At 60.0% G+C, this 22150-nt stretch carries 21 protein-coding genes, 2 pseudogenes and 1 riboswitch; of the genes and pseudogenes, 10 read left to right on the top strand and 13 right to left on the bottom strand.

What is annotated here, in order from left to right:
* A pseudogene (locus OKC40_RS19070) lies at positions 1-147 on the top strand (IS4 family transposase); the annotation flags it as partial.
* Between the two features lie 75 nt (positions 148-222).
* Here the strand turns inward: OKC40_RS19070 and OKC40_RS19065 are convergent.
* The 8 genes from OKC40_RS19065 to OKC40_RS19030 all read right to left on the bottom strand — a co-directional run bounded on the left by OKC40_RS19065 (position 223) and on the right by OKC40_RS19030 (position 7197).
* On the bottom strand, positions 223-1182 hold the full coding sequence (locus OKC40_RS19065) for a LysR substrate-binding domain-containing protein (protein WP_182970427.1): 960 nt from the start codon (positions 1180-1182) through the stop codon (positions 223-225).
* Positions 1183-1317: 135 nt separating this feature from the next.
* Positions 1318-1944, bottom strand: coding sequence for a LysE family translocator (locus OKC40_RS19060; protein ID WP_270796624.1), 627 nt, complete (start codon positions 1942-1944; stop codon positions 1318-1320).
* Between the two features lie 103 nt (positions 1945-2047).
* Positions 2048-2542: an acetolactate synthase small subunit gene (ilvN, locus tag OKC40_RS19055; protein ID WP_005311605.1), complete on the bottom strand. Its 495-nt coding sequence runs from the start codon at positions 2540-2542 to the stop codon at positions 2048-2050.
* Positions 2542-4260, bottom strand: coding sequence for an acetolactate synthase 3 large subunit (locus OKC40_RS19050; RefSeq protein WP_111808649.1), 1719 nt, complete (start codon positions 4258-4260; stop codon positions 2542-2544). The genes ilvN and OKC40_RS19050 overlap by 1 nt, the downstream gene beginning before the upstream one ends.
* Before the next feature lie 390 nt (positions 4261-4650).
* Complete coding sequence (locus OKC40_RS19045) at positions 4651-4803, bottom strand: hypothetical protein (protein WP_270796620.1); 153 nt, start codon at positions 4801-4803, stop codon at positions 4651-4653.
* Between the two features lie 37 nt (positions 4804-4840).
* Positions 4841-5950, bottom strand: coding sequence for an MJ1255/VC2487 family glycosyltransferase (locus OKC40_RS19040; RefSeq protein ID WP_270796618.1), 1110 nt, complete (start codon positions 5948-5950; stop codon positions 4841-4843).
* Positions 5947-6450: a phosphatase PAP2 family protein gene (locus OKC40_RS19035; RefSeq protein ID WP_270796617.1), complete on the bottom strand. Its 504-nt coding sequence runs from the start codon at positions 6448-6450 to the stop codon at positions 5947-5949. Before OKC40_RS19035 ends, OKC40_RS19040 begins: the two co-directional genes overlap by 4 nt.
* 126 nt (positions 6451-6576) lie before the next feature.
* Positions 6577-7197 carry a TetR/AcrR family transcriptional regulator gene (locus OKC40_RS19030; protein WP_270796615.1) on the bottom strand — a complete coding sequence of 207 codons (621 nt, stop codon included), beginning with the start codon at positions 7195-7197 and terminating at the stop codon, positions 6577-6579.
* A gap of 408 nt (positions 7198-7605) precedes the next feature.
* On the opposite strand from OKC40_RS19030, the gene leuA reads away from it, so the two are divergent.
* The 5 genes from leuA (at position 7606) to OKC40_RS19005 (ending at position 13345) form a co-directional block, all read left to right on the top strand.
* Positions 7606-9168, top strand: coding sequence for a 2-isopropylmalate synthase (leuA, locus tag OKC40_RS19025; RefSeq protein ID WP_235462010.1), 1563 nt, complete (start codon positions 7606-7608; stop codon positions 9166-9168).
* On the top strand, positions 9165-10250 hold the full coding sequence (gene leuB / locus OKC40_RS19020) for a 3-isopropylmalate dehydrogenase (protein ID WP_270796610.1): 1086 nt from the start codon (positions 9165-9167) through the stop codon (positions 10248-10250). The genes leuA and leuB overlap by 4 nt, the downstream gene beginning before the upstream one ends.
* 34 nt (positions 10251-10284) lie before the next feature.
* Positions 10285-11682, top strand: a complete 1398-nt coding sequence (gene leuC, locus OKC40_RS19015; RefSeq protein ID WP_270796608.1) for a 3-isopropylmalate dehydratase large subunit — start codon at positions 10285-10287, stop codon at positions 11680-11682.
* Positions 11683-11698: 16 nt separating this feature from the next.
* On the top strand, positions 11699-12298 hold the full coding sequence (leuD, locus tag OKC40_RS19010; RefSeq protein WP_270796607.1) for a 3-isopropylmalate dehydratase small subunit: 600 nt from the start codon (positions 11699-11701) through the stop codon (positions 12296-12298).
* A gap of 117 nt (positions 12299-12415) precedes the next feature.
* Positions 12416-13345, top strand: a complete 930-nt coding sequence (locus tag OKC40_RS19005) for a transglutaminase domain-containing protein (protein WP_270796626.1) — start codon at positions 12416-12418, stop codon at positions 13343-13345.
* 32 nt (positions 13346-13377) lie between these two features.
* Here the strand turns inward: OKC40_RS19005 and OKC40_RS19000 are convergent, their stop codons facing one another.
* Positions 13378-13668 (bottom strand): PilZ domain-containing protein, encoded by a 291-nt coding sequence (locus OKC40_RS19000; protein WP_005341197.1) that lies wholly within the window; start codon positions 13666-13668, stop codon positions 13378-13380.
* Positions 13669-13757: 89 nt separating this feature from the next.
* Positions 13758-13848, top strand: a riboswitch (TPP riboswitch).
* A gap of 60 nt (positions 13849-13908) precedes the next feature.
* Between OKC40_RS19000 and thiB the strand changes: the two genes are divergently transcribed.
* The 3 genes from thiB to thiQ are packed head-to-tail and all read left to right on the top strand — an operon-like array spanning position 13909 to position 17187.
* Positions 13909-14889: a thiamine ABC transporter substrate binding subunit gene (gene thiB / locus OKC40_RS18995; RefSeq protein ID WP_270796605.1), complete on the top strand. Its 981-nt coding sequence runs from the start codon at positions 13909-13911 to the stop codon at positions 14887-14889.
* Positions 14886-16505 (top strand): thiamine/thiamine pyrophosphate ABC transporter permease, encoded by a 1620-nt coding sequence (gene thiP / locus OKC40_RS18990; protein ID WP_270796625.1) that lies wholly within the window; start codon positions 14886-14888, stop codon positions 16503-16505. The genes thiB and thiP overlap by 4 nt, the downstream gene beginning before the upstream one ends.
* The gene (gene thiQ, locus OKC40_RS18985) at positions 16492-17187 is read left to right on the top strand and encodes a thiamine ABC transporter ATP-binding protein (RefSeq protein ID WP_236296132.1); all 696 of its coding nucleotides are present in this window, start codon (positions 16492-16494) and stop codon (positions 17185-17187) included. Before thiP ends, thiQ begins: the two co-directional genes overlap by 14 nt.
* Before the next feature lie 84 nt (positions 17188-17271).
* Here thiQ and OKC40_RS18980 read toward each other — a convergent pair whose 3' ends face one another.
* Positions 17272-18642 carry a PhoH family protein gene (locus OKC40_RS18980; protein ID WP_042010873.1) on the bottom strand — a complete coding sequence of 457 codons (1371 nt, stop codon included), beginning with the start codon at positions 18640-18642 and terminating at the stop codon, positions 17272-17274.
* Positions 18643-18687: 45 nt separating this feature from the next.
* Between OKC40_RS18980 and OKC40_RS18975 the strand changes: the two genes are divergently transcribed.
* Complete coding sequence (locus OKC40_RS18975) at positions 18688-18867, top strand: hypothetical protein (protein WP_270796599.1); 180 nt, start codon at positions 18688-18690, stop codon at positions 18865-18867.
* On the opposite strand, the gene OKC40_RS18970 is transcribed toward OKC40_RS18975, so the two are convergent.
* The 3 genes and pseudogenes from OKC40_RS18970 to OKC40_RS18960 form a co-directional block, all read right to left on the bottom strand.
* Positions 18864-19547, bottom strand: a complete 684-nt coding sequence (locus tag OKC40_RS18970) for a TSCPD domain-containing protein (protein WP_139710432.1) — start codon at positions 19545-19547, stop codon at positions 18864-18866. The two genes, OKC40_RS18975 and OKC40_RS18970, sit on opposite strands and share 4 nt — an antisense overlap.
* 10 nt (positions 19548-19557) lie before the next feature.
* Complete coding sequence (locus tag OKC40_RS18965) at positions 19558-21705, bottom strand: adenosylcobalamin-dependent ribonucleoside-diphosphate reductase (RefSeq protein ID WP_270796598.1); 2148 nt, start codon at positions 21703-21705, stop codon at positions 19558-19560.
* Between the two features lie 211 nt (positions 21706-21916).
* Positions 21917-22072: pseudogene (locus OKC40_RS18960) on the bottom strand (pullulanase); the annotation flags it as partial.
* Between the last annotated feature and the right edge of the window lie 78 nt (positions 22073-22150).

Raw genomic sequence — 22150 nt, 5'->3', positions numbered from 1 at the left:
CCGAAGCGGGTGGCGGAGCTGGATAAGCAGGCGGGGCAGTTTGTCTTGCCGGAGCGAAGGGAGCGGAGTTACCCCCGCAGTGTGAAGGTAAGACCGCAAAAGTATGCGGTGCAAAAAGCCAATAAAAACAATGCCAGTCAGGCTTAACTGACTGGCATTAGGCCAAGGCCTCTCTTTTTTTATCTCTGCATGTTTGCTCTGTGCGCGGCAAACAACCCGTGGCTAGAGCCACGGCAGCTCCGCCATATTGGCGGCAGGCGGCTGGTTGATAAGGTGCAGTTGCACCGTCTCCCGGCTGATATGGGGGGCGTAGAGGTGGATAAAGTCGTACATATAGTCGCGCAGGTGAGCATGTTTGCGCAGGCAGATATGGGTGGCGCTCGAGGCGATCAGGTGGTCGATATTGAGGCTCACCAGATCTTCCCGATCACCCTCGTCGAAGGCCACGCTGGCAATCACCCCGACCCCCATCCCGAGCCGGACGTAATGTTTGATCACGTCGGTGTCGGTGGCGGTCAGCACGATTTTCGGCGACAGACCGTGGCGGCTGAAGGCCTTGTCCATCTTGGAGCGGCCGGTAAAGCCGAACACATAGGTGATGAGGGGATAGCGGGCCAGATCGGCCATCGACAGCGGCTGGCAGTCGATCAACGGATGACCGTGCGGCACCACCACGCTGCGCCCCCAGCGATAACAGGGGACGGCAGCCAGCTCGTCGAACAGATACATGGACTCGGTGGCGATCGCCATATCCACATCGCCGCTTTGTACCATCTGGGCCAGCTGGGCGGGCGCCCCCTGATGGAGCTGGATCGCCACCTCGGGATAACGACGGCTGAATTCGGTGATCACCGCGGGCAGCTTGTAGCGCGCCTGGGTGTGGGTGGTGGCGATGCGCAGCACCCCGCTGGTGGCCAGTTGCTCTCCCAGCGACAGCTGGTTGAGCTGCTCCACCTGCGCCACTACCCCCTTGGCCAGCTCCATCACCTTCTCGCCTGCGCTGGTCAAGCCGACCAGATTCTTCCCCTTGCGGGTAAAGAGAGCGAGCCCCAGCTCATCTTCCAGCATCTTCATCTGCTTGCTGAGGGTGGGCTGGGAGGTGTAGAGCTTCTCCGCCGTCGCCGAGATATTGAAGTTGTTCTTCACAATCTCGGTAAAGTTCTTGAGCCGGGCGATGTTCATCTGGGCAAGGGATCTCGCAGCTGCGGCCAGTGGTGCTGGCGTTGATAAGAGCGCGCGGGGAAGACCCCGCAGCTGACTGCCGACCATACCACAGCGCCGCGCACGATAACCTGCCCCAGGTCAGAAAGCGGCACGCTAGTCGCTGGCGAGCTTGATCCCGAGTCCGACAAACAGGGTGCCGATGCCGCGGTTGAGCCAGCGGCCAAGACGCTGGGATAACCGTACCCTGTGGCTGGCATAGACGGTGGTAAAGACCAGCAGGTGACACCAGATGATGCCGCCCAGATTGAAGATGCAGCCGAGCAGAATAAAGGCGAGCGCCTTGTCGGGGGCATCCGGCACGATGAACTGGGGCACAAAGGCGAGGAAAAAGAGCGCCACCTTGGGGTTGAGCACATTGGTCAGCACCCCTTGCCGGTAAATCTGGCCATAAGAAAGTGCAGGCAGAGTGGCCCCTCTCTCCCTTGATCCTGTTGCCTGCTGGCGCAGCAGAGAGAATCCCAGATAGATGAGGTAGATGGCGCCAACCAACTTGATGAGGGCAAACAACTCGGCCGACGCACTGAGCAGAGCCGACAAGCCGAGTGCAGCCGCCAGCACATGCACCATGACACCGGTGCCGATGCCAAGGGTCGCGACCGAACCGGCACGCCACCCTTGCGAGCCGCTGCGCAGCATGACCAGCAGGGAGTCGGGCCCCGGCATGATATTGAGCAGCAGCCCCGAAACCATAAACAGTGCCAGATCATGAATACCGAACATCACCTCTACCCTCGTCAAGCAAAACCAAACAAAGAGGGCTCCGCAGAGCCCTCTTTCCTTTCCTCTGCGGCAGCTGACGCATCATCAGCTGTCCCGCCAGCCATCAGGGCCGCAGCGCCTTGTCCGCCCGCGAGATACCGCAGACGCCGGAGCGCACTACTTCGATGATCTCGTTGGTCTGGGCGGCAGTCTTGATAAAGGCATCCAGCTTCTCGCTGGTGCCCACCAGCTGCACAGTGTACTGCTCCGGGGTGACGTCGACGATCTGGCCACGGAAGATATCCGCCAACCGTTTCAGCTCGTCACGGGCTCCACCGGCGGCGCGCGCCTTGACCAGCGCGATCTCCCGCTCGATATGCTCCCCTTCGCTCAAGTCGCACACCTTGAGCACATCCACCAGCTTGTGCAGTTGCTTCTGGATCTGCTCCAGCACCCGCTCGTCACCCATGGTGACGATGGTCATGCGCGACAAGGTGGGATCCTCGGTGGGGGCCACCGTCAGGGTCTCGATGTTGTAGCCGCGCTGGGAGAAGAGGCCCACCACGCGGCTCAGAGCGCCGGATTCGTTCTCCAGCAGTACTGAAATGATGTGTCTCATCAGGTTCTCTCCGTCTTGCTCAGCCACATCTCGTCCATGGCGCCAAACTTGATCTGCATCGGATAGACGTGCTCATCCGGGTCGACCGAGATATCCATGAACACCAGCCGATCCTTCATGGCGAAGGCTTTCTCCATGGCGCTCTCCAGCTCGGCCGGATCGCTCACCGCGATACCGACGTGGCCGTAGGCTTCCGCCAGTTTGACGAAGTCCGGCAGCGACTCCATGTAGGAGTGGCTGTGACGACCGCCGTAGAACATCTTCTGCCACTGCTTGACCATGCCAAGGGCACGGTTGTTGATGGAGATGATCTTGATGGGCACCCCGTACTGCAAGCAGGTCGAGAGCTCCTGAATGTTCATCTGTACCGAGCCATCGCCGGTGACGCAGCAGACCACCGAGTCCGGGTTGGCAAATTGGGCGCCCATGGCAGCCGGAATGCCGAAGCCCATGGTGCCGAGGCCACCTGAGTTGATCCACTGGCGCGGCTTGGCAAACGGGTAGTAAAGGGCGGCAAACATCTGGTGCTGGCCTACGTCGGAGGCAACGAACGCCTGCCCCTGAGTCACTTTGTAGAGGGTCTCGATCACCTGCTGCGGCTTGATCTGGGTAGCCGATTTTTCGTAGGCCAGACAGTGACGGGAGCGCCACTGGTTGATCTGGCTCCACCAGTCCGCCAGCGCCTCCTTGTCGTTATCGAAACCACACTCGCGGATCACCTCCAGCATCTGCTCCAGCACGGTTTCCACCGAGCCGACGATGGGCACATGGGCCTGCACCGTCTTGGAGATGGAGGTGGGGTCGATGTCGATGTGGACTATGGTGGCGTTGGGGCAGAACTTGGCCACGTTGTTGGTGACGCGGTCATCGAAGCGGGCACCCACGGCGAAGATAAGATCCGCGTTGTGCATGGTCTTGTTGGCTTCGAAGGTGCCGTGCATCCCCAGCATGCCGATAAATTGCGGATGGATGCCGGAAAAGGCCCCCAGTCCCATCAGGGTGGTGGTCACCGGCAGGTTCAGCAGCTCGGCCAGCTTGGTTACCAGATGATCCGCATTGGCGTTGATGGCACCGCCGCCCACATACATCACCGGGCGCTGGGCATCCACCAGCAGCTTGGCTGCCCGCTTGATCTGGCCCTTGTGGCCGGACTTGGTCGGGTTGTAGGAACGCAGTGAGACCGACTCGGGATACTGATAGGGGAATTTTTCTTTCGGGTTCTGCACATCTTTGGGCAGATCCACCACCACCGGCCCCGGGCGGCCGCTGGCGGCAATGTAGTAGGCCTTCTTGATGGCCTCGGGAATATCGCTCGCCTTCTTGCACAGGAAGCTGTGCTTCACCACCGGGCGGGAGATACCGATCATGTCGGTCTCCTGGAACGCATCCTCACCGATCATGCTGGTCGGCACCTGGCCGGAGAGGATCACCAGCGGAATGGAATCCATATAGGCGGTGGCAATACCGGTAATGCAGTTGGTCGCTCCCGGGCCAGACGTTACCAGCACAGTCCCCACCTTGCCGGTGGAACGGGCGTAGCCGTCAGCCATGTGAACCGCGGCTTGCTCATGCCGCACCAAGACATGCTCCATCTTGCCGTTTTCGAAGAGAGCGTCATAGATGTCGAGCACTGAGCCACCAGGGTAGCCGAAGACGTGCTCAACTCCCTGATCTTCCAGCGCTCTAACCACCATCTGGGCGCCTGATAACATCTCCATGATAAAGCCCTCCAGGCTTTGCTCCGTTTAGCGAATCCCGCCGACGATGCCGTGCTTCCCGGCACGGCCCGATCCGTTTCTTGTTGTTATCTGAATGCAGATCGGCCCGATTCAGCCCCGTCGACAGGTGAAAAAAAGGATTTTTCCGTCATTCACCCGAAAATCGGGTGAAAAACCAACTTAACCCGCCAATGAACGGTTGTCCACGGCTTTGTCTGACCAGAACAGTCATAGATTTCAACCGGCTATTAACATTCAATGAGTTGCCGCAGCGACCATGAGACAAACGGGAAGGAAGTAGGGGAATGGCCAGCGGATCATTCCGCTGAGGGGAAAAACAGCCACAAAAAAGCCCACCGCTCAGCGGTGGGCTTGATACCGGATGATGACTCAGTTGTCCTGATCCGGCTCAGCCAGCCAGATCTGCTGATCCGGATCGGCCTCTTCACTGACCGAGATGCTGACACCCATATCGAGCAACTCGTGCAGGGTCAGATTGTCCGCCAGCGTCATGGTTTCGCCATTCTCATTGGTAAAGCGCATTTGCTCCGTCCTCTCCTTGGTGGGATCGCCTTTCAGTCTAGTCAACAACGCTCACTTGCGATAACCAGCAGCTGGATAAACAGTCGCCCCCATCCAGCTCGCTCAGGCGATCACTCACCTCCTCCGGAAACAGGGTGCGCGCCCAGAGCCGCCGTGACAGAGAGGCTACGCTCTCGTCGGCTCCCGCCGCCAGCCAGCGGGCCAGCTCCCCCGCTACATCGGGGTAGCAAACCGCCCCCGGCGAAGCGCTGTCGAGCCAGGTGCGCACCAGATTGGCATCGAGCACATCCATCAGGGTCGCCAGCCCCATCATCTCGAGCGTCTTGCCGTTGGTCAGCTGCTCGAACTGGCCGCCGAGGGGTTTGACCAGCAGCTTCTTGCCGAGGGTGAGCGCTTCGGAAGCCAGCTCGAAACCCGCGTTGGAGATGACGCCGCGACAACCGGTCAGCACGGCGACAAACCCGTGCCGCGACGGCGGCTCGAAGCGCAAATTGCGCCACTGGCTCGGGGTGCGGATGGCGGGGTGAAAGCAGACGAAGCGCTGCTGGCCAAAGCGCGACAACAGGGCGGCAATCGCCTCGGTCTGCTCGAACGGCAGATAGACCAGGATCTCGCCGTTATCCGGCGCAGCGGCGATGGGGTCGATCACCGGCGGCAGCAAGGGGTGACCAAAGTGAAACCAGTGCAACCCGAGCGGCTGATCCACAGGAGCAAAGTGGCGCATCAGCTGGCGGCTGACCCCGTCCTCCCCCCAGCGCGGAATGGGCCAGTTGAAGCTGGCCTGATGACTGATGGTGAGGCTCGGCTTGCCATAGCGGCGGGCGGCGTGGGCGGTCAGCGGCTCAAAATCGCTCACCACCAGATCGTATGCGCTGCAATCGAGAGCCCGCAGATCCCGCCAGAAGGTGAGCGGCGAGGCGGCCTGTAGGGTGCGCCACGGCGAGACTCGCCCCTCGTGACTGACAAAGGTGAGCCCGGCAAAGGCGCGGTAGGCGCCAAACTCCTCCATGTCGAAGTAGCGCTCGGCAGGACGGCCGCTAAAGAGATAATCCACCTCGACCCCTGCAGTGCGCAGCGCCCGCGCCAGGGTGCGACTGCGACTGATATGACCGTTGCCAGTGCCTTGCACACCAAACAGTATCCTCATGAGTGGCTCCAGCCGAGCGCCAGCACGGCGCAACCGCCACCCAACAGGGCGCCGGCCACCAGATCGCTCAGGTAGTGCACCCCGAGCAGTAGCCGGGATGCTCCCACCAGCGCCGCCCAGCCGAACAGCAGGGGCGCCCAGAGCGGAAAGCCGGTCGCCAGTATGGTGGCCATCAAGAAGGCGGCGGCGGTGTGGCCGGAGGGGAGGCTGTAGCGATCGGAAGGAGTGATAAAGACCGGCAAGCCGATAGGCCGTTGCCGTTTCAGGCTGTTTTTCAGCAGCAGATAGAGGGGCAGCTCGATGGCGAAGGCAAGCAGCGCCAGTCGTACCAGTTCCTGCTCTGCCTCTCCCTGCCACCAGAGCAGGGCGGCCAGCACGGCGTACAGCGGGCCATCACCGGTGCGGGAAACAAGACGACTCACCCTCGCTTGCTGCCGGTTGTACCCGTGCAGCAGGCAGACCCGGCACACCTGCAGGTCCCATTGCTGGATCTTGTTCATAGCCCCTCCTTCCCTGAATGCTGCTTGCAGAGTAGGAAAGCGGGATGACGTTACGTTGAACGAGGGATAACAGATTTATGAAAAAAGGGCCTAATGGCCCTTTTTAATCTCGATGTTGCGGCAAAATCAGTGGCTGCCGCGCAGGCCGGTCTCCATCAGACGGCAGTTGTGGTCCGCCAGACGGGCCATGAAGTGCTCATCCACTTTCAGGCCAAACACCTGCTCGTAGAGATCTTTCATCACGAACGGCTGCCACATCATGCTGAGGAAGGAGATCTTCAGCATCTCGGGATCCAGGTTGTCACCCAGCTCGCCGTTGGACTTCATGGTTTCCAGCAGGGCATCGAACTGCGGCAGCTGACGTTCCAGCAGGCGGTTCAGCACAAAATCCCGGCCCGGGCTCTTCTCGGTTGACAATGCGCTGGAGATGGCAGAGGTCAGCTCGCTGTTGGGCGCCATCACCTGATAGTAGGTGTTGAGCAGCTCGTTGAGGCTGTGATTGCTGTTTTCATCTTGCCAGGCATGATCGAGGGGCTCGGCGACATCGCCCAGCACCGCTTTGTAAAGACCCTCTTTACTGCCGAAGTAGTAGTGGATCATTGCCAGATTGGAGCCAGCAAGCTCCGCGATTTCGCGTGTAGTCACCTTGCTATAGGGAGTATTGAGAAAACGCTCACGGGCGGCAGCAAGCAACTTGTCACGAATGTCAGAACGTCCGACCGGACGACCAGGTCTACGTTTTTCCATTTAACACCTCAGATAATTCAGCCAATGCTGATAAGTCGATCTGGTTGTGCAGAGAATAGAGCACAGCAGGAATGACCAGATAATCGGTCATGGGCCGAATATGGGACAAGGAAATTTGCAATCCTTTACAATCCGATTAAATACGTCAGCAGATTGCCCCTGACCTTCCGTGTTGACACAGCATAAAAATCTCGATATTGGTAAAAGCGTTATCGACTGGAAGGAATAACAACGTCATGCGTATCGCCACCCCGCTACTACTAATTTCCCTAATCGCGTTAACTCGCGCGGGATCCTTGTAGCCGGGCTAAGGCATAGCCGGAATTTACAAAAACCCGTGCACCCTGCACGGGTTTTTTTATGCCGCCGCAGGATGCACGTTACCGAACTTAGGAAGAGGGAAGTCACATGTCAGATCGGGTCATCATATTCGACACCACCTTGCGTGATGGTGAGCAGGCCCTGGCGGCCAGTTTGACAGTCAAGGAGAAGCTGCAGATCGCCCAGGCACTGGAGCGACTCGGTGTCGACGTCATGGAGGTGGGCTTCCCGGTCTCCTCTCCCGGCGATTTTCAATCGGTGCAGACCATCGCCCGCCACATCAAAAACAGCCGGGTCTGCGCCCTCGCCCGCGCCCTGCCCAAAGATATCGATGCCGCCGGTGAAGCCTTGCGGGTCGCCGAAGCGTTTCGCATCCACACCTTTATCTCCACCTCCTCCATCCATGTGGAGAGCAAGCTGAAAAAGAGCTTCGAGGATGTGCTGGAGATGGGGGTCGGCGCCATCAAGCACGCCCTGCGCTACACCGACGATGTGGAGTTCTCCTGCGAGGATGCAGGCCGCACGCCGATTGATAATCTCTGCCGCATGGTGGAGGCCGCCATCAAGGCGGGGGCCCGCACCATCAATATCCCCGATACCGTGGGCTACACGGTACCGACCGAGTTCTCCGGCATCATCCACACCCTGTTCAACCGGGTGCCCAACATCGACAAGGCCATCATCTCGGTCCACTGCCACGACGATCTGGGGCTCTCGGTGGCCAACTCCATCGGCGCGGTGCAGATGGGAGCCCGCCAAATCGAGTGCACCATCAACGGCATCGGCGAACGGGCGGGCAACTGCTCGCTGGAAGAGGTGGCGATGATCCTGAAAACCCGCGCCGACCTGCTCGGGGTGCAGACCAATATCCGCCACAGCGAAATTCATCGCACCAGCACGCTCGTCAGCCAGCTCTGCAACATGCCGGTGCAGCCGAACAAGGCGATCGTCGGGGCCAACGCCTTCTCCCACAGCTCCGGCATCCATCAGGATGGGGTGCTCAAGGCGAAAAACACCTACGAAATCATCACCCCCGAGAGCATTGGCCTGACCCAGAACAACCTCAACATGACCTCCCGCTCCGGCCGTCACGTCATCAAGCACCGGATGGAGTCCATGGGGTATGCCGAGAGCAGCTACGACCTCGACCACCTCTATGGCAAGTTCCTGACCCTGGCCGACAAGAAGGGGCAGGTGTTCGACTACGACCTCGAAGCGCTGGCCTTCTTCAGCCAGATCCACGAAGAGCCGGAGCACTTCAAGCTGGAGTACCTCGGGGTGCAGAGCGGCAGCTCGGTACTGGCCACCGCCTCGGTCAAATTGAAGGTAGGGCAGGATCTGGTGTGCGAAGCGGCCACCGGCAACGGCCCGGTGGATGCGGTCTACCAGTGCATCAACCGCATTACCGGCTATGAGATCCGCATCGACAAATATGCCCTCAAGAGCAAGGGTGAAGGGGAAGATGCCCTCGGTCAGGTCGATATCGTCGCCGAGTACAAAGGGCGCAAATTCCACGGCATGGGGCTGGCCACCGACATCATCGAATCCTCGGCCCATGCCCTGCTGCATGTCATCAACAGTATCTGGCGCGCCGATCAGGTGGCCGAGCAGATGGAACGAAATAACACTATCAAGACGGAGACAGTATGAGCAGTTATCGGATCGCAGTATTACCGGGTGACGGCATTGGCCCGGAAGTGATGGCCGAGGCCGTCAAGGTGCTGGAAAAAGTGCAGGCCAAGTTCGGTTTCGCCCTCGAGTATGATCGCCACGATGTAGGCGGCATCGCCATCGACAACCACGGTACCCCTCTGCCGCAGAGTACCATTGCAGGCTGCGAGGCGGCCGACGCCGTGCTGTTCGGCTCGGTCGGCGGCCCGAAATGGGAACATCTGCCACCCAACGATCAGCCGGAGCGTGGCGCCCTCTTGCCCCTGCGCGCCCACTTCAAGCTGTTCTGCAACCTGCGCCCGGCCCGTATCTACACCGGTCTCGAGCAGTTCTCCCCCCTGCGTGCCGACATCTCGGATCGCGGTTTTGACATCGCCTGCGTGCGCGAGCTGACCGGCGGCATCTACTTCGGCCAGCCCAAGGGGCGCGAGGGTGAAGGGGCGAACGAGAAGGCGTTCGACACCGAGGTGTACCATCGTTTCGAGATTGAGCGCATCGCCAAAATTGCCTTTGAATCTGCCCGGGTACGCCGTAGCAAAGTCACCTCCATCGACAAGGCCAACGTGCTCGCCTCTTCCATCCTGTGGCGCGAGGTGGTGACGCAAGTCGCCAAGTCCTATCCGGACGTAGCCCTCAACCATATGTATATCGACAACGCCACTATGCAACTCATCAAGGATCCCTCCCAGTTCGATGTGCTGCTCTGCTCCAACCTGTTTGGTGACATTCTCTCTGACGAGTGCGCCATGATCACCGGCTCCATGGGACTGCTCCCCTCCGCCAGCCTCAACGAATCGGGTTTCGGCCTGTTCGAACCGGCCGGTGGTTCGGCCCCCGATATCGCAGGCAAAGGGATCGCCAACCCCATCGCCCAGATCCTCTCCGCTGCCCTGATGCTGCGCTACAGCCTGGGTCAGGAAGCTGCCGCCCAGGCCATCGAGCAGGCCGTGGCCCAGACCCTGGCCGAGGGTTACTTCACCGCTGACTTGCATCAGGCCAGCGCCCGCCATCCGGTGCAGAGCACATCCGAGATGGGCAGCCAGATCGCCGCCCGGATCTGAGCCGCATAACAGAGAACAAGGAAGCAGAGAAGCAATGGCCAAGACCCTCTATCAGAAAGTATTCGACGCCCACGTGGTACGGGAAGTGGAAGGGGAAACCCCCCTCATCTACATCGACCGCCATCTGGTGCATGAAGTGACCAGCCCGCAGGCATTTGACGGCCTGCGCGCCATGAACCGCCAGCTGCGCCGCCCGGATCTGACCTGGGCCACCATGGATCACAACGTCTCCACCACCACCAAGGACATCGCCGCCTCTGGCGAGATGGCCCGCATCCAGATGGAGACGCTGGCCGACAACTGCAAGGAGTTCGGGGTTCGCCTCTACGATCTCAACCACAAATATCAGGGGATCGTCCATGTGATGGGCCCCGAGCTCGGCATTACCCTGCCCGGCACCACTATCGTCTGCGGCGACTCTCACACCGCTACCCACGGTGCCTTCGGCTCGCTGGCATTCGGCATCGGCACCTCCGAAGTGGAGCATGTGATGGCCACCCAGACCCTGAAACAGGGCCGGGCCAAGACCATGCGCATTTTGGTCAACGGCAAGCTGGCCGCAGGCATCAGCGCCAAGGATGTGGTGCTGGCCATCATAGGTCGGGTTGGCCACGCAGGTGGTACCGGCTACGTGGTGGAGTTTGCTGGCGAGGCCATTGCGAGCCTCTCCATGGAAGGGCGGATGACGGTGTGCAACATGGCCATCGAGTTGGGCGCCAAGGCGGGGATGATTGCCCCCGACCAGACCACCATCGACTACATCCGTGGCAAGGAGTTTGCCCCCAAGGGCGAGGCACTGGAGCAGGCTATCGCCTACTGGCAGAGCCTCAAGAGCGACGAAGGTGCCCGCTTCGATGCCGAGGTAGTGCTGGAGGCCGCCGATATCGCCCCGCAGGTCACCTGGGGCACCAACCCGGGTCAGGTGATTGCCGTCAATGAACTCATTCCTGCACCGGAATCCTTCAGCGATCTGATGGAGCAGCAGTCAGCTCGTAAGGCGCTCGCCTATATGGATCTTCAGCCTGGCCAGAAGCTCTCCGATGTCACCATCGACAAGGTGTTTATCGGGTCGTGCACCAACAGCCGCATCGAAGATCTGCGCGCCGCCGCCGCCATCGCCCGCGGTCGCAAGGTGGCTGCTGGCGTGCAGGCACTGGTGGTGCCGGGCTCCGAGCAGGTGAAGGCGCAGGCCGAAGCGGAGGGTCTGGACAAGATCTTCATCGAGGCCGGTTTTGAGTGGCGCCTGCCCGGCTGCTCCATGTGTCTGGCGATGAACAACGACCGGCTGCAACCGGGGGAGCGCTGCGCCTCCACCAGCAACCGCAACTTCGAAGGGCGTCAGGGCCGTGCCGGTCGCACCCATCTGGTGAGCCCGGCCATGGCCGCCGCCGCCGCCGTCACCGGCCGCTTCGCCGACATTCGCGCGCTGTAATTACGAGGAGAACAAGATGACAGGCTTCAAGCAACATAAAGGGATCGTCGCCCCCCTCGACAGCGCCAACGTCGACACCGACGCCATCATTCCCAAGCAATTTTTGCAGAAGGTCAACCGCATCGGTTTTGGCAAGCACCTGTTCCACGACTGGCGCTTCCTGGACGATGCCGGCCAGCAGCCCAACCCCGAGTTTGTGCTGAACCAACCGCAATTCGCCGGTGCCAGCATCCTGCTGGCCCGCGAGAACTTTGGCTGTGGCTCGAGCCGCGAGCACGCCCCTTGGGCGCTGGCCGACTACGGCTTCAAGACCATCATAGCCCCGAGCTTTGCCGACATCTTCTACGGCAACGCCATCAACAACGGCATGGTGCCGGTGCGCCTGAAGGAGGAGGAGGTCGATGCCCTGTTCCTGCTGGTGGCCGCCAAGCCGGGCATCGAGATTGAGGTGGATCTGGAGGCCAATCTGGTGCGCGCCGGAGATATCAGCTTCGGCTTCGAGATCGACGAGTTCCGCCGTTACTGCCTGCTCAACGGGCTGGATGCCATCGGCCTGACTCTGCAACACGAGGCAGCCATCAGCACCTTCGAAGCGAAGCAGCCGAGCTGGATTTAACGCGCCAGTTGCAAAAAAACGAGTAGAATCAACAGGGAGCTTCGGCTCCCTGTTTTACTGTCCGCTACGCTTCCCATTTTGGGCCACCGGAACTGGCCCGTGCCACAGGAAAGGATGATGAAGAGACCGACGGCAATTCCTCTGCTCTGTGCCCTGCTGCTTGCCCTGCCTGCGGGGGCCAGCCAAACCAGCTTCAACAACAGCCTCGGCCAGATCAGCGTCGGCTGGCAGGATAGCGAAGGTAAACCCCAACAGCTCACCTACCGGCTCGAACAGGGCAAGTTGCCGCCCCTTATCGCCTATCGCCCGGCGAGAATGCAGGAGGAGGTGTTGCAGGTGTTGCTGCGGGAGGTGCGCCAGAACTACCCCGAGGTGCAGTTCACCCTCGCCCGCCCCTCGCTGGAGCTGCATCTGAAAAGCCGCAATCAGGACAAGGCACGCGAGGCGATGGCCTTTCTGGAGTCACAACGGAGCAAAGAGGAGCAGGCGTGGCTGACCAAACACTACTTCCAGTACTTCACCCCCCCTGACGGGCAGCTGGCAGTGAAGCAAGATCATGTGCGCATCGCGCTGGAGAGTCGCAGCGGGCTGGCTCCGCTGGCGGATCAACTCAAGCAGCAGGGCAGCACAGAAACGGAAGCTCGCCAGAAGACCGTGGCCCATATGCTCACCTTTATCCAGAGCATCCCCTATCAGCAACTCGATAGCCTGAACGGAAGGCAGGGCAAAGGCTTTCTCCCGCCCCGTCAGGTGCTGGAGCAGAACCGGGGTGACTGCGATAGCAAGGTAACCCTGATGGCCGCCATGCTGGCCCAGCTCTTTCCCGAGCTGAAACAGGCCATGGTGTTCGTCCCCGGCCATGCGCTGCTGGCCGTTGACCTGCCCGCCAAGCCGGGGGATGTGACCCTCAACTGGCAGGGGCAGAACTACCTGCTGCTCGAACCCACTGGCCCCGCCACCTTGCCTGTGGGCCAAATAGCATCGACCAGCAAAACGCTGGTCGATAGCAAGCAGTTGAGTGTGCAGCCGGTTCAGGAAAAAGGGTAATCCCCTCCCTCTGCCGAGATGGAGAAAAAGGATTAACTCTGAGGCAAAAACTCTACCGCAAGCAGCAACCCGCTCTCCTCCTCCAGCACCCGGATTATACGGGCATGGGCTTCAAAGGGAGGCAACAGGTTGTTGTTGGTGGCAAGACTGATCCGGATGGGCTGATTGATGTCGAGCTGGTGTTCAGAGACCGCAATCCCCATGCCGTTGGCACTGAGATCCCGGCAGATCCCCTCCAGCACCAGCTGCTGCTGATAGACGGTGACCGGAGCATTGATGACCATGCGCGCAAAGGCACGCCTTTCCTTGGTATTGGTAAGCACGCGAACATCCTCTGTTGGGTGGGCGTCATCTCATGGGTATTGCACAATTGTGCTGGTCTACCCAAAAGAACGTTAATACAATGCGGTTCGTTTCTCAAACGGGGTGCGGTTTACCGCTGAGATTATACCCGTGTACCTGATCCAGATAATGCTGGCGGAGGAATTTGAGGCATGGCGCTCATTTTTTGCGCCCTCACCCGCTGGCACCTCGTTATTAACAAGTAATAGGGAGTGCCACCCATGAAGACCCTGCTGCTGGTCACCACCGGCCTGCTGTCGGCCAATGTGTTCGCCGCCGACACCCTCACCGTCTACACCTACAGCTCCTTCACTGCCGAGTGGGGTCCGGGGCCCAAGATCAAACAAGCCTTCGAGAAAGAGTGCGGCTGCACCCTCAATCTGGTTCCCCTCGAAGATGGGGTGGCCATCCTCAACCGGCTGCGTCTGGAAGGCAACCACAGCAAGGCCGATCTGGTGCTGGGGCTCGACGATGCCCTCATCAGTGAAGCCAAGCAGAGCGGCCTGTTCGCCCCCCATCCCGCCAAGCTGGATGGCATCCAGGTGCCGGGTGGCTGGCAGGATGACACCTTCGTCCCCTACGACTATGGCTACTTCGCCTTTGTCTATGACAAGGAGAAGCTCAAGCAGCCACCCAAGAGCCTGAAAGAGCTGGTGGAGCGCCCCGATATCAAGGTGATCTATCAGGATCCCCGCACCTCCACCCCGGGGCAGGGGCTGATGCTGTGGATGAAGTCTGTCTACGGCGACAAGGCGCCTGCCGCCTGGGCCGAGCTTGCCAAAAAGACGGTCACCGTCACCAAGGGGTGGTCCGAGGCCTATGGCATGTTCCTCGATGGCGAAGCGGACATGGTGCTCTCCTACACCACCTCTCCGGCCTATCACCTGATTGCCGAGAACAAGCCCCAGTATCAGGCTGCGGCGTTTGAAGAGGGGCACTACCGTCAGGTGGAAGTGGCCGCCAAGCTGAAAAGCGCCAAACAGGAGAAGCTGGCTGACCAGTTCCTGCAATTTATGGTGAGCCCCGCCTTCCAGAACGAGATCCCGACCGGCAACTGGATGTATCCGGTCATCGACACGCCGCTGCCCAAGGGCTTCGAGCAGATGATCACTGTAGCCAAGCCGCTCGCCTTCAGCGCCGATGAGGTGGCCGCCCATCGCAAAGGATGGATCCGCGAGTGGCTGCAAGCCGTCACCCAGTGAGCCGTTATCTGAAACTACAGGCTCGTCCCCTCTGGTGGTTGCCGGGCAGTGCAGCCACCCTATTGATCCTGCTGTTATCCCTCGGGCCGCTGGCGGCCCTGCTGTGGCAGGCCGGTTCGCTGGCACCCCGCACCCTGATCGCAGATCCTTATCTGCGTCATGTGCTGGGCTTCAGTCTGGGGCAGGCACTGCTCTCCACCCTGCTCAGTCTCGGGCTGGCCATTCCGGTGGCCCGCGCGCTGGCGCGGCGCCGTTTCATTGGCCGAACCCTGCTGATCAAGCTATTTGGTCTCTCGCTGGTACTACCTGTCATCATCGCCATCTTCGGTATCGTGGCGGTACACGGTAAGCAAGGGTGGCTACCGCAACTGTTGCGCTCACTGAGGCTGGATCCCGGCAATTATCTCTACGGCCTGTTCGGCATCCTGCTGGCCCACGTCTTCTTCAACATGCCACTGGCGGCACGCCTGATGCTGCAGAGCATAGAGAGCATCCCCGAATCGAGCTGGCGCCTTGCCAGCCAGCTCGGCATGCGCTCATCCCATATCTTCCGGCTGCTGGAGTGGCCGCTTATTCGCGGCATATTGCCGGGGCTGGCCAGCCTCATCTTTATGCTCTGCTTCACCAGCTTTACCACCGTACTGGCACTGGGGGGCGGGCCCAAATCCACCACCCTGGAGGTGGCCGTCTATCAGGCCCTGCGCTTTGACTTCGATCTCGCCACCGCGGGCGGACTGGCGCTGGTGCAGCTGATCCTGACCGCCGCCCTGCTCGCCCTGCAACACAAGCTGCAGAGCACCCCGGCCAGCAGGGTTACCCCCCGTCGCCCCTGCCTGCGGCCGGATCGCCATCAGCCGGGCACGGCCGTGGTGGATCTGCTCTCGCTCTGTATCGGGCTCGCCATCTTTCTGCCACCGCTGCTGGCTATCGTGGTGGCTGGCCTTCACCCTGGGCTGCTGACAGCGCTCACCTCCAGCAAGCTGTGGCAAGCAAGCGGCCAGTCGCTGCTGATTGCGCTGGCAGCAGGCACCCTGGCGACTCTGCTCGGCAGCGGCCTGCTACTCACCAGCCGTCACCTCAAGGTGCGCACCCGCCAGCGGCGGGCTGCGGCCATGTGGGAGGCCAGCGGCTCGATGATCCTGATGATCCCGGCAGTGGTGCTCTCTACCGGTCTCTTTATCCTGTTTATGCCCTTTGCTGATGTTTTTGCCCTTGGCCCTTGGCTGGTAGTGCTGGTCAACGCCCTGATGGCGCTGCCCTATGTGATGCGCACCCTCTCAGCCCCCATGCAGCTGGTGGTGCGCCAATACGATCGGCTGGCGGACAGTCTGGGGGTACGTGGCCTGCATCGCCTGCGGCTTGTGGAGTGGCCGCTGCTGCGCCGTCCGCTGGCACTGGCGATGGCGCTGTCGATGATCCTCTCGCTGGGGGATCTCGGCGCCATCGCCATGTTTGGCAGTCAGGAGCTCACCACCCTGCCCTGGCTGCTCTACCAGCAGCTCGGCAGCTATCGATTGACCGAGGCAGCCGCTACCGCTCTGCTGCTGCTCACACTCTGTTTCTCCCTGTTCTGGCTGGTGGAACGGGGACTTGGAGGAAAACATGCTGAACATTGATACGCTGGTGACCAGCTACCCCGACTGGCGCGTCAGCTTCAGCGCGACTCTGCCCAAGGGGGAGATCACCGCGCTGATCGGCCCAAGCGGCGCGGGCAAGTCGACCCTGCTCGGGATGATCGCCGGCTTCGTGCCGGTGGAGTCGGGCCGCCTCAGTTTCGATGGTGAAGATCTGCTGCCGCTGGGCCCCGCCGAGCGACCGGTCACCACCCTGTTTCAGGATCACAACCTCTTCCTCCACCTGTCAGTGTTCGACAACATCGCCATCGGCTTGCACCCGGGGCTGCGCCTCAGTGCCGCCCAGCGGGCACAGGTGATCGATGCAGCCGCGCGGGTTGGCCTTGGCGAGATGCTCAACCGCCTGCCGGAGCAGCTCTCCGGCGGTCAGCAACAGCGAGTCGGGCTGGCCCGTGCGCTGGTGCGAGGCAAACCGCTGCTGCTGCTGGATGAGCCCTTCTCGGCCCTTGATCCCGCCCTGCGCAGGGAGATGCTGGCCGAAGTGGCTCGCCTCGCCTGCGAGCAGGGCATCACAGTATTGATGGTTTCCCACAATCCGGAGGATGCCCAGCTTATCGCCGATCAGGTGCTGTTCGTCGACGAGGGACGCATCGCCCTGCAGGGAAAGCCGGATATTCTGCAAAACAGCAACCACCCGGGGCTGCTGCGCTATCTGGGCCAATAAGCCCTCTGCAACCCAAGCCGCGCCATGATCAAAAAAGGGAAGCCGCTTGGCTTCCCCTTTTTCATATGAAGATGGTCAGTTAAATCAGAGGTTTTCCTCGGCGAACGAAGCCAGTCGGCTGCGCACCACACCGTTGAGGAAGATGTTGGCACTGCCGTCGAAATCCTTGAAACGCTCGACGATGTAGGTAAGACCCGAGGTCACCGGGCTCAGGTAGTTGGAGTCGATCTGGGCCAGGTTACCGGAGCAGACGATCTTGGTGCCCTCGCCGCAGCGGGTGATGATGGTCTTGATCTGGGAAGCGGTCAGGTTCTGGCACTCATCCAGCAGCACGAAGGTGTTCTGGATGCTGCGCCCGCGCATGAAGTTAACCGATTTGAACTGGATGTTGGCCTTCTCCATGATGTAGCTGAGCGAGCCGCTCATGTTCTCGTCCTGCTTATGCAGCACCTCCAGGGTGTCGGTCACCGCCGCCAACCAGGGCATCATCTTCTCCTCCTCGGTGCCGGGCAGGAAGCCGATGCTTTCGGCAATTTCTGGGGTATTCCGGGTGACGATCACCTTCTCGTAAATGCCCTTCTCAATCACCAGCTCCAGCGCGGCAGCCATCGCCAGCAGGGTTTTGCCGCAACCGGCCGGGCCGGTCAGGATCACCAGATCGATATGCGGATCGAGCAGGGCATCGAGGGCCATCCCCTGATAGACGTTCTTGGGATGCACCCCCCACGCCTTGCGGGACATCAGCCGCTCGCGCCCGAGATCCTTGATGCGGATCTTGTTGCCATCATGGCTGAGCACCCGGGCGGCGAAGAAGTTCTCCTCGTCGATCAGGTACTGGTTGACGTGAACCCCTTCCAGCAGATTGGCATCGATCACATGGATGGTGTCGCGGCCATGGGTTTCGCTCTCGCATTCGCCTACCCGCTCCCAGAAGCTGCCGGGCACCACCTGAAAACCTTTGGCCAGCAGGCGGATATCGTCGATCAGCTGGTCGCTGCGGTAATCTTCAACGTGGGCAAGCCCGGCCCCTTTGGCCTTGAGACGCATGTTGATGTCTTTGGTGACCAGCACCACCTGACGCTTCAACTCGTGCTTTTGCAGATAGAGGGCTGCGTTGATGATGCGGTTGTCGGCCTCCTTGTCGGTAAACACCTCGGCATCCTGCGGCAGATGGTGATCGCTGAAGATGCAGATATTGCCGCTCGCTTCGCCAGCCAGCGGAACGCCCTGGGTGATCTGATCCGGGGTCGCATCGCGGAACACATCTTCCAGCGCACGAATGGCCACCCGCGCGTCGCGGCTGACATCCTTGTTGCGATCCTTGATGTTATCGAGCTCTTCCAGCACCGTCATGGGGATGAGCACGTCGTGCTCTTTGAAGGAGTAGATAGCGAGGGGTTCGTGAAGCAGAACGTTGGTATCCAGGATAAACAGCTTTCGGTCCGTATTGTCCATAAGCATCCTCCTTGGCACTGAAGGTGCCACGTGTGTGAATCTCAGATGTCATTGAAACCACACGACCGTGACAGTTTTATTACCCTCAACGCTACGCCCGATTTTACTATCACGCAACAAATCACTGGGCCGCCTGATTTGATTGCACATAAAAACAGCAATGAAAAGACCGGCGCTGTGGCCGGTCTTTTTTCTATCGTTCAGCTACTCAGGAATGCCTGTTAACCGCACTTGGAGTCGCCGCAGTTGAGGCAGGTCATGCAGCCATCCTTCAGCACCAGCGCCTTGGTGTGGCACTTGTAGCAGAGCGCGGCATTGGCCGGAAAACCACTGTTCGCCTGCTGCTCTTCGGCATCCTGAGTCGCCTTCAGCTCGGCCTGCTTCTCGGCCAGAAACGCCTGCTGATGCTCATCCAGTCCGGTTGCCTTGAGCATACCGATCTCGGTGAGATGGCTCTCGATCACGTTGCCAATTTCGGCGATCAGCGATGGCACATACTTGCCCTTGTTCCAGTAGCCGCCCTTGGGATCAAACACCGAGCGCAGCTCCTCCACTAAGAAGGTGACATCCCCCCCTTTGCGGAATACGGCAGAGATGATGCGGGTCAGCGCCACGATCCACTGGTAGTGCTCCAGACTCTTGGAGTTGATGAAGATCTCGAACGGACGGCGGGTTTCGTGAACCGTGCCCTCGTTGAGAATGATGTCGTTGATGGTGATGAACAGGGAGTGCTCGGAGACATGCTCCGGCGTCTTCAGCTTGTAGGTGGTGCCCATCAGCCGCTCCGGGCGCAGCACGGTTTCGTGCATGTGCACCACGTCATCCTGCGCAGAGAGATCTTCTTGCGGCTCATCCTTGGTACGCACCTTGTAGGCGACGATTTTCTTGTCGATCTTCTTGACCATAATGTCGTTCTCAGAATTTACCGTAATAGCCTTCTTTCAAGGCGTCGTAGAGGTTGGCGGCAGTGTGCAGCTCGCCATCGTATTCGATCTCTTCGTTCCCCTTGACGGAGATGACGGAGCCATCCTCCAGGGTGAAGTCGTACAGGGTGTTCTCCAGATCCTTCTCCTTCACCAGCACGCCCTGGAAGGCCTCGGGATTGAAGCGGAAGGTAGTGCAGCCCTTGAGGCCGGAGTCCGAGGCATACATGTAGATATCCTTGAACTGCTCGAACGGGAAATCGGTCGGCACGTTGGCAGTCTTGGAGATGGAGGAGTCGATCCAGCGCTGGGCCGCCGCCTGTATGTCCACGTGCTGGGCCGGGCTGATGTCATCGGCAGTAATGAAATAGTCCGGCAGACGGCTCGCCTCCTCTTCGCTGTAAGGCATGGCGGCCGGGTTCACCAACTCGCGGTAGGCCAGCAGCTCGAAAGAGTAGACATCCACACTCTCCTTGCTCTTCTTGCCCGGCTTGATGACATTGCGGCTGTAGTGGTGAGCAAAGCTCGGTTCGATGCCGTTGCTGGCGTTGTTGGCCAGTGACAGCGAAATGGTGCCAGTCGGCGCAATACTGCTGTGGTGAGTGAAACGCCCGCCCACTTCGGCCAGTTCGGCGACCAGCGCAGGATCCACTTCGGCAACCTGTTGCATATAGCGGCTATAGCGCGCGTGCAGCACCTTGCCCTTCAACTTGTCACCCACCTTGATGCCATCAGCTGCCATTTCCGGGCGCAGACGCAGCATCTTGCCGGTCACTTCGAACTCCTGCTCCATGATGGGCGCCGGGCCCTTCTCCCTTGCCAGACGCAGGGACTCCTGCCAGCCGGTCATCGCCAGCTCCTGGGATACCTGCTCGGTAAAAGCAACGGACGCAGCGGAGCCGTACTTGATCTGCAGCATGGTGAGGGTCGAACCAAGACCCAGGAAACCCATGCCGTGACGGCGCTTGGCGGTGATCTCCTCGCGCTGTTTGGCCAGCGGAAGCTGGTTGATCTCCACCACGTTGTCGAGCATGCGGGTGAAAATGGCCACGACCTTGCGAAACGCCTGCCAATCGAACGCAGCTTGTTCAGTAAAAGGGTCGCGTACAAACTTGGTCAGATTGACCGAGCCAAGCAGACAGGCACCGTAAGGTGGCAACGGCTGCTCGCCACAGGGATTGGTCGCGCGGATCTCTTCACAGAACCAGTTGTTGTTCATCTGATTGACCTTGTCGATCAGGATGAAGCCGGGCTCTGCATAGTCATAGGTGGAGGTCATGATGACATTCCACAGCTTGCGGGCTGGCATGGTCTTGTAGACCTTGCAGGCAACCTGCCCCAGCTCGTTGAACACCACCCCTTCCTTGTTGGGCCAGTCGGCCCAGAGCACCTGAGCGGGATCGTCCAACGCAATGCCGTCCTGCTCTACCTCTTTGGCGGTGTAGGGGAAGATCAGCGACCAGGGCGCATCCTCTTTCACCGCCTTGACGAAATCTTCGGTAATGAGCAGAGAGAGGTTGAACTGACGCAGGCGGCCATCTTCACGCTTGGCCTGAATAAACTCGATCACATCGGGATGGCGGATATCCATGGTGCCCATCTGGGCGCCGCGACGACCACCGGCTGACGAGACGGTGAAACACATCTTGTCGTAGATATCCATGAACGAGAGCGGGCCGGAGGTATAAGCGCCAGCACCGGAGACAAAGGCCCCACGCGGACGCAGGGTCGAGAAGTCATAGCCGATACCGCACCCGGCTTTCAGGGTCAGACCGGCCTCGTGCACCTTGCCGAGGATATCGTCCATCGAATCTTCGATGGTGCCGGAAACAGTACAGTTGATGGTTGAAGTGGCAGGCTTGTGCTCAAACGCCCCCGCATTAGAGGTAATGCGGCCCGCCGGAATGGCCCCATTGCGCAGCGCCCACAGGAACGGCTCATACCAGGCCTCAGGTTCCAGCTCCTGCTCTGCCAACGCACGGGCTACCCGCTGGTAAGTCTCATCGATAGAGCTGTCGATGGGAGTACCATCCTTGTTCTTAAGGCGATACTTGCTATCCCAGATCTCGAGGGACGTTTCCTGCATGGGAATAAGGCGGGAGCCAAGCTCACTCTCCAGCACCGGGTTCGATTTAGCCATTTTCAATCAACCTTATGTGAATGCATCAACATCATGACAACAGCACAGAACACAACCAATAGTGCCAAATATAAAAACCAGCACAATATATAGTACACCTGATGTCATGAGGGCGCCGATTCTAACCTAAAAAAATGCCCCGGCCAGCAGATTTCTGGGCCAGGGCACTTAACTGATTAATTTGCTGAGAGATTTAACACTCAGAGATAGATCAGGGCTTCTTGACGTAAACAGTCGGCGCTTCACCCGCCATATTCAGATAGAACTCGTAGACGCCATCGGCATCCGGTGAGAACTTCATGTCCTCATACTTGGAGCAGGGGTTGACCGGCACCGCCTCACCACCCAATACGGCAACACCATCACTCTGCGTATTCCCACGCATGGCGATCGCTCAATAACATTCATGCCGATCACTCAATAACATCCATGCCGATCGCCCAAT

Source organism: Aeromonas sp. QDB11 (genome assembly GCF_027705265.1).
In the GTDB taxonomy this organism is placed as follows: domain Bacteria; phylum Pseudomonadota; class Gammaproteobacteria; order Enterobacterales; family Aeromonadaceae; genus Aeromonas; species Aeromonas allosaccharophila.
The sequence above is the reverse complement of the archived record's forward strand: the minus strand, read 5'-3'. Positions and strand labels throughout refer to the sequence as shown.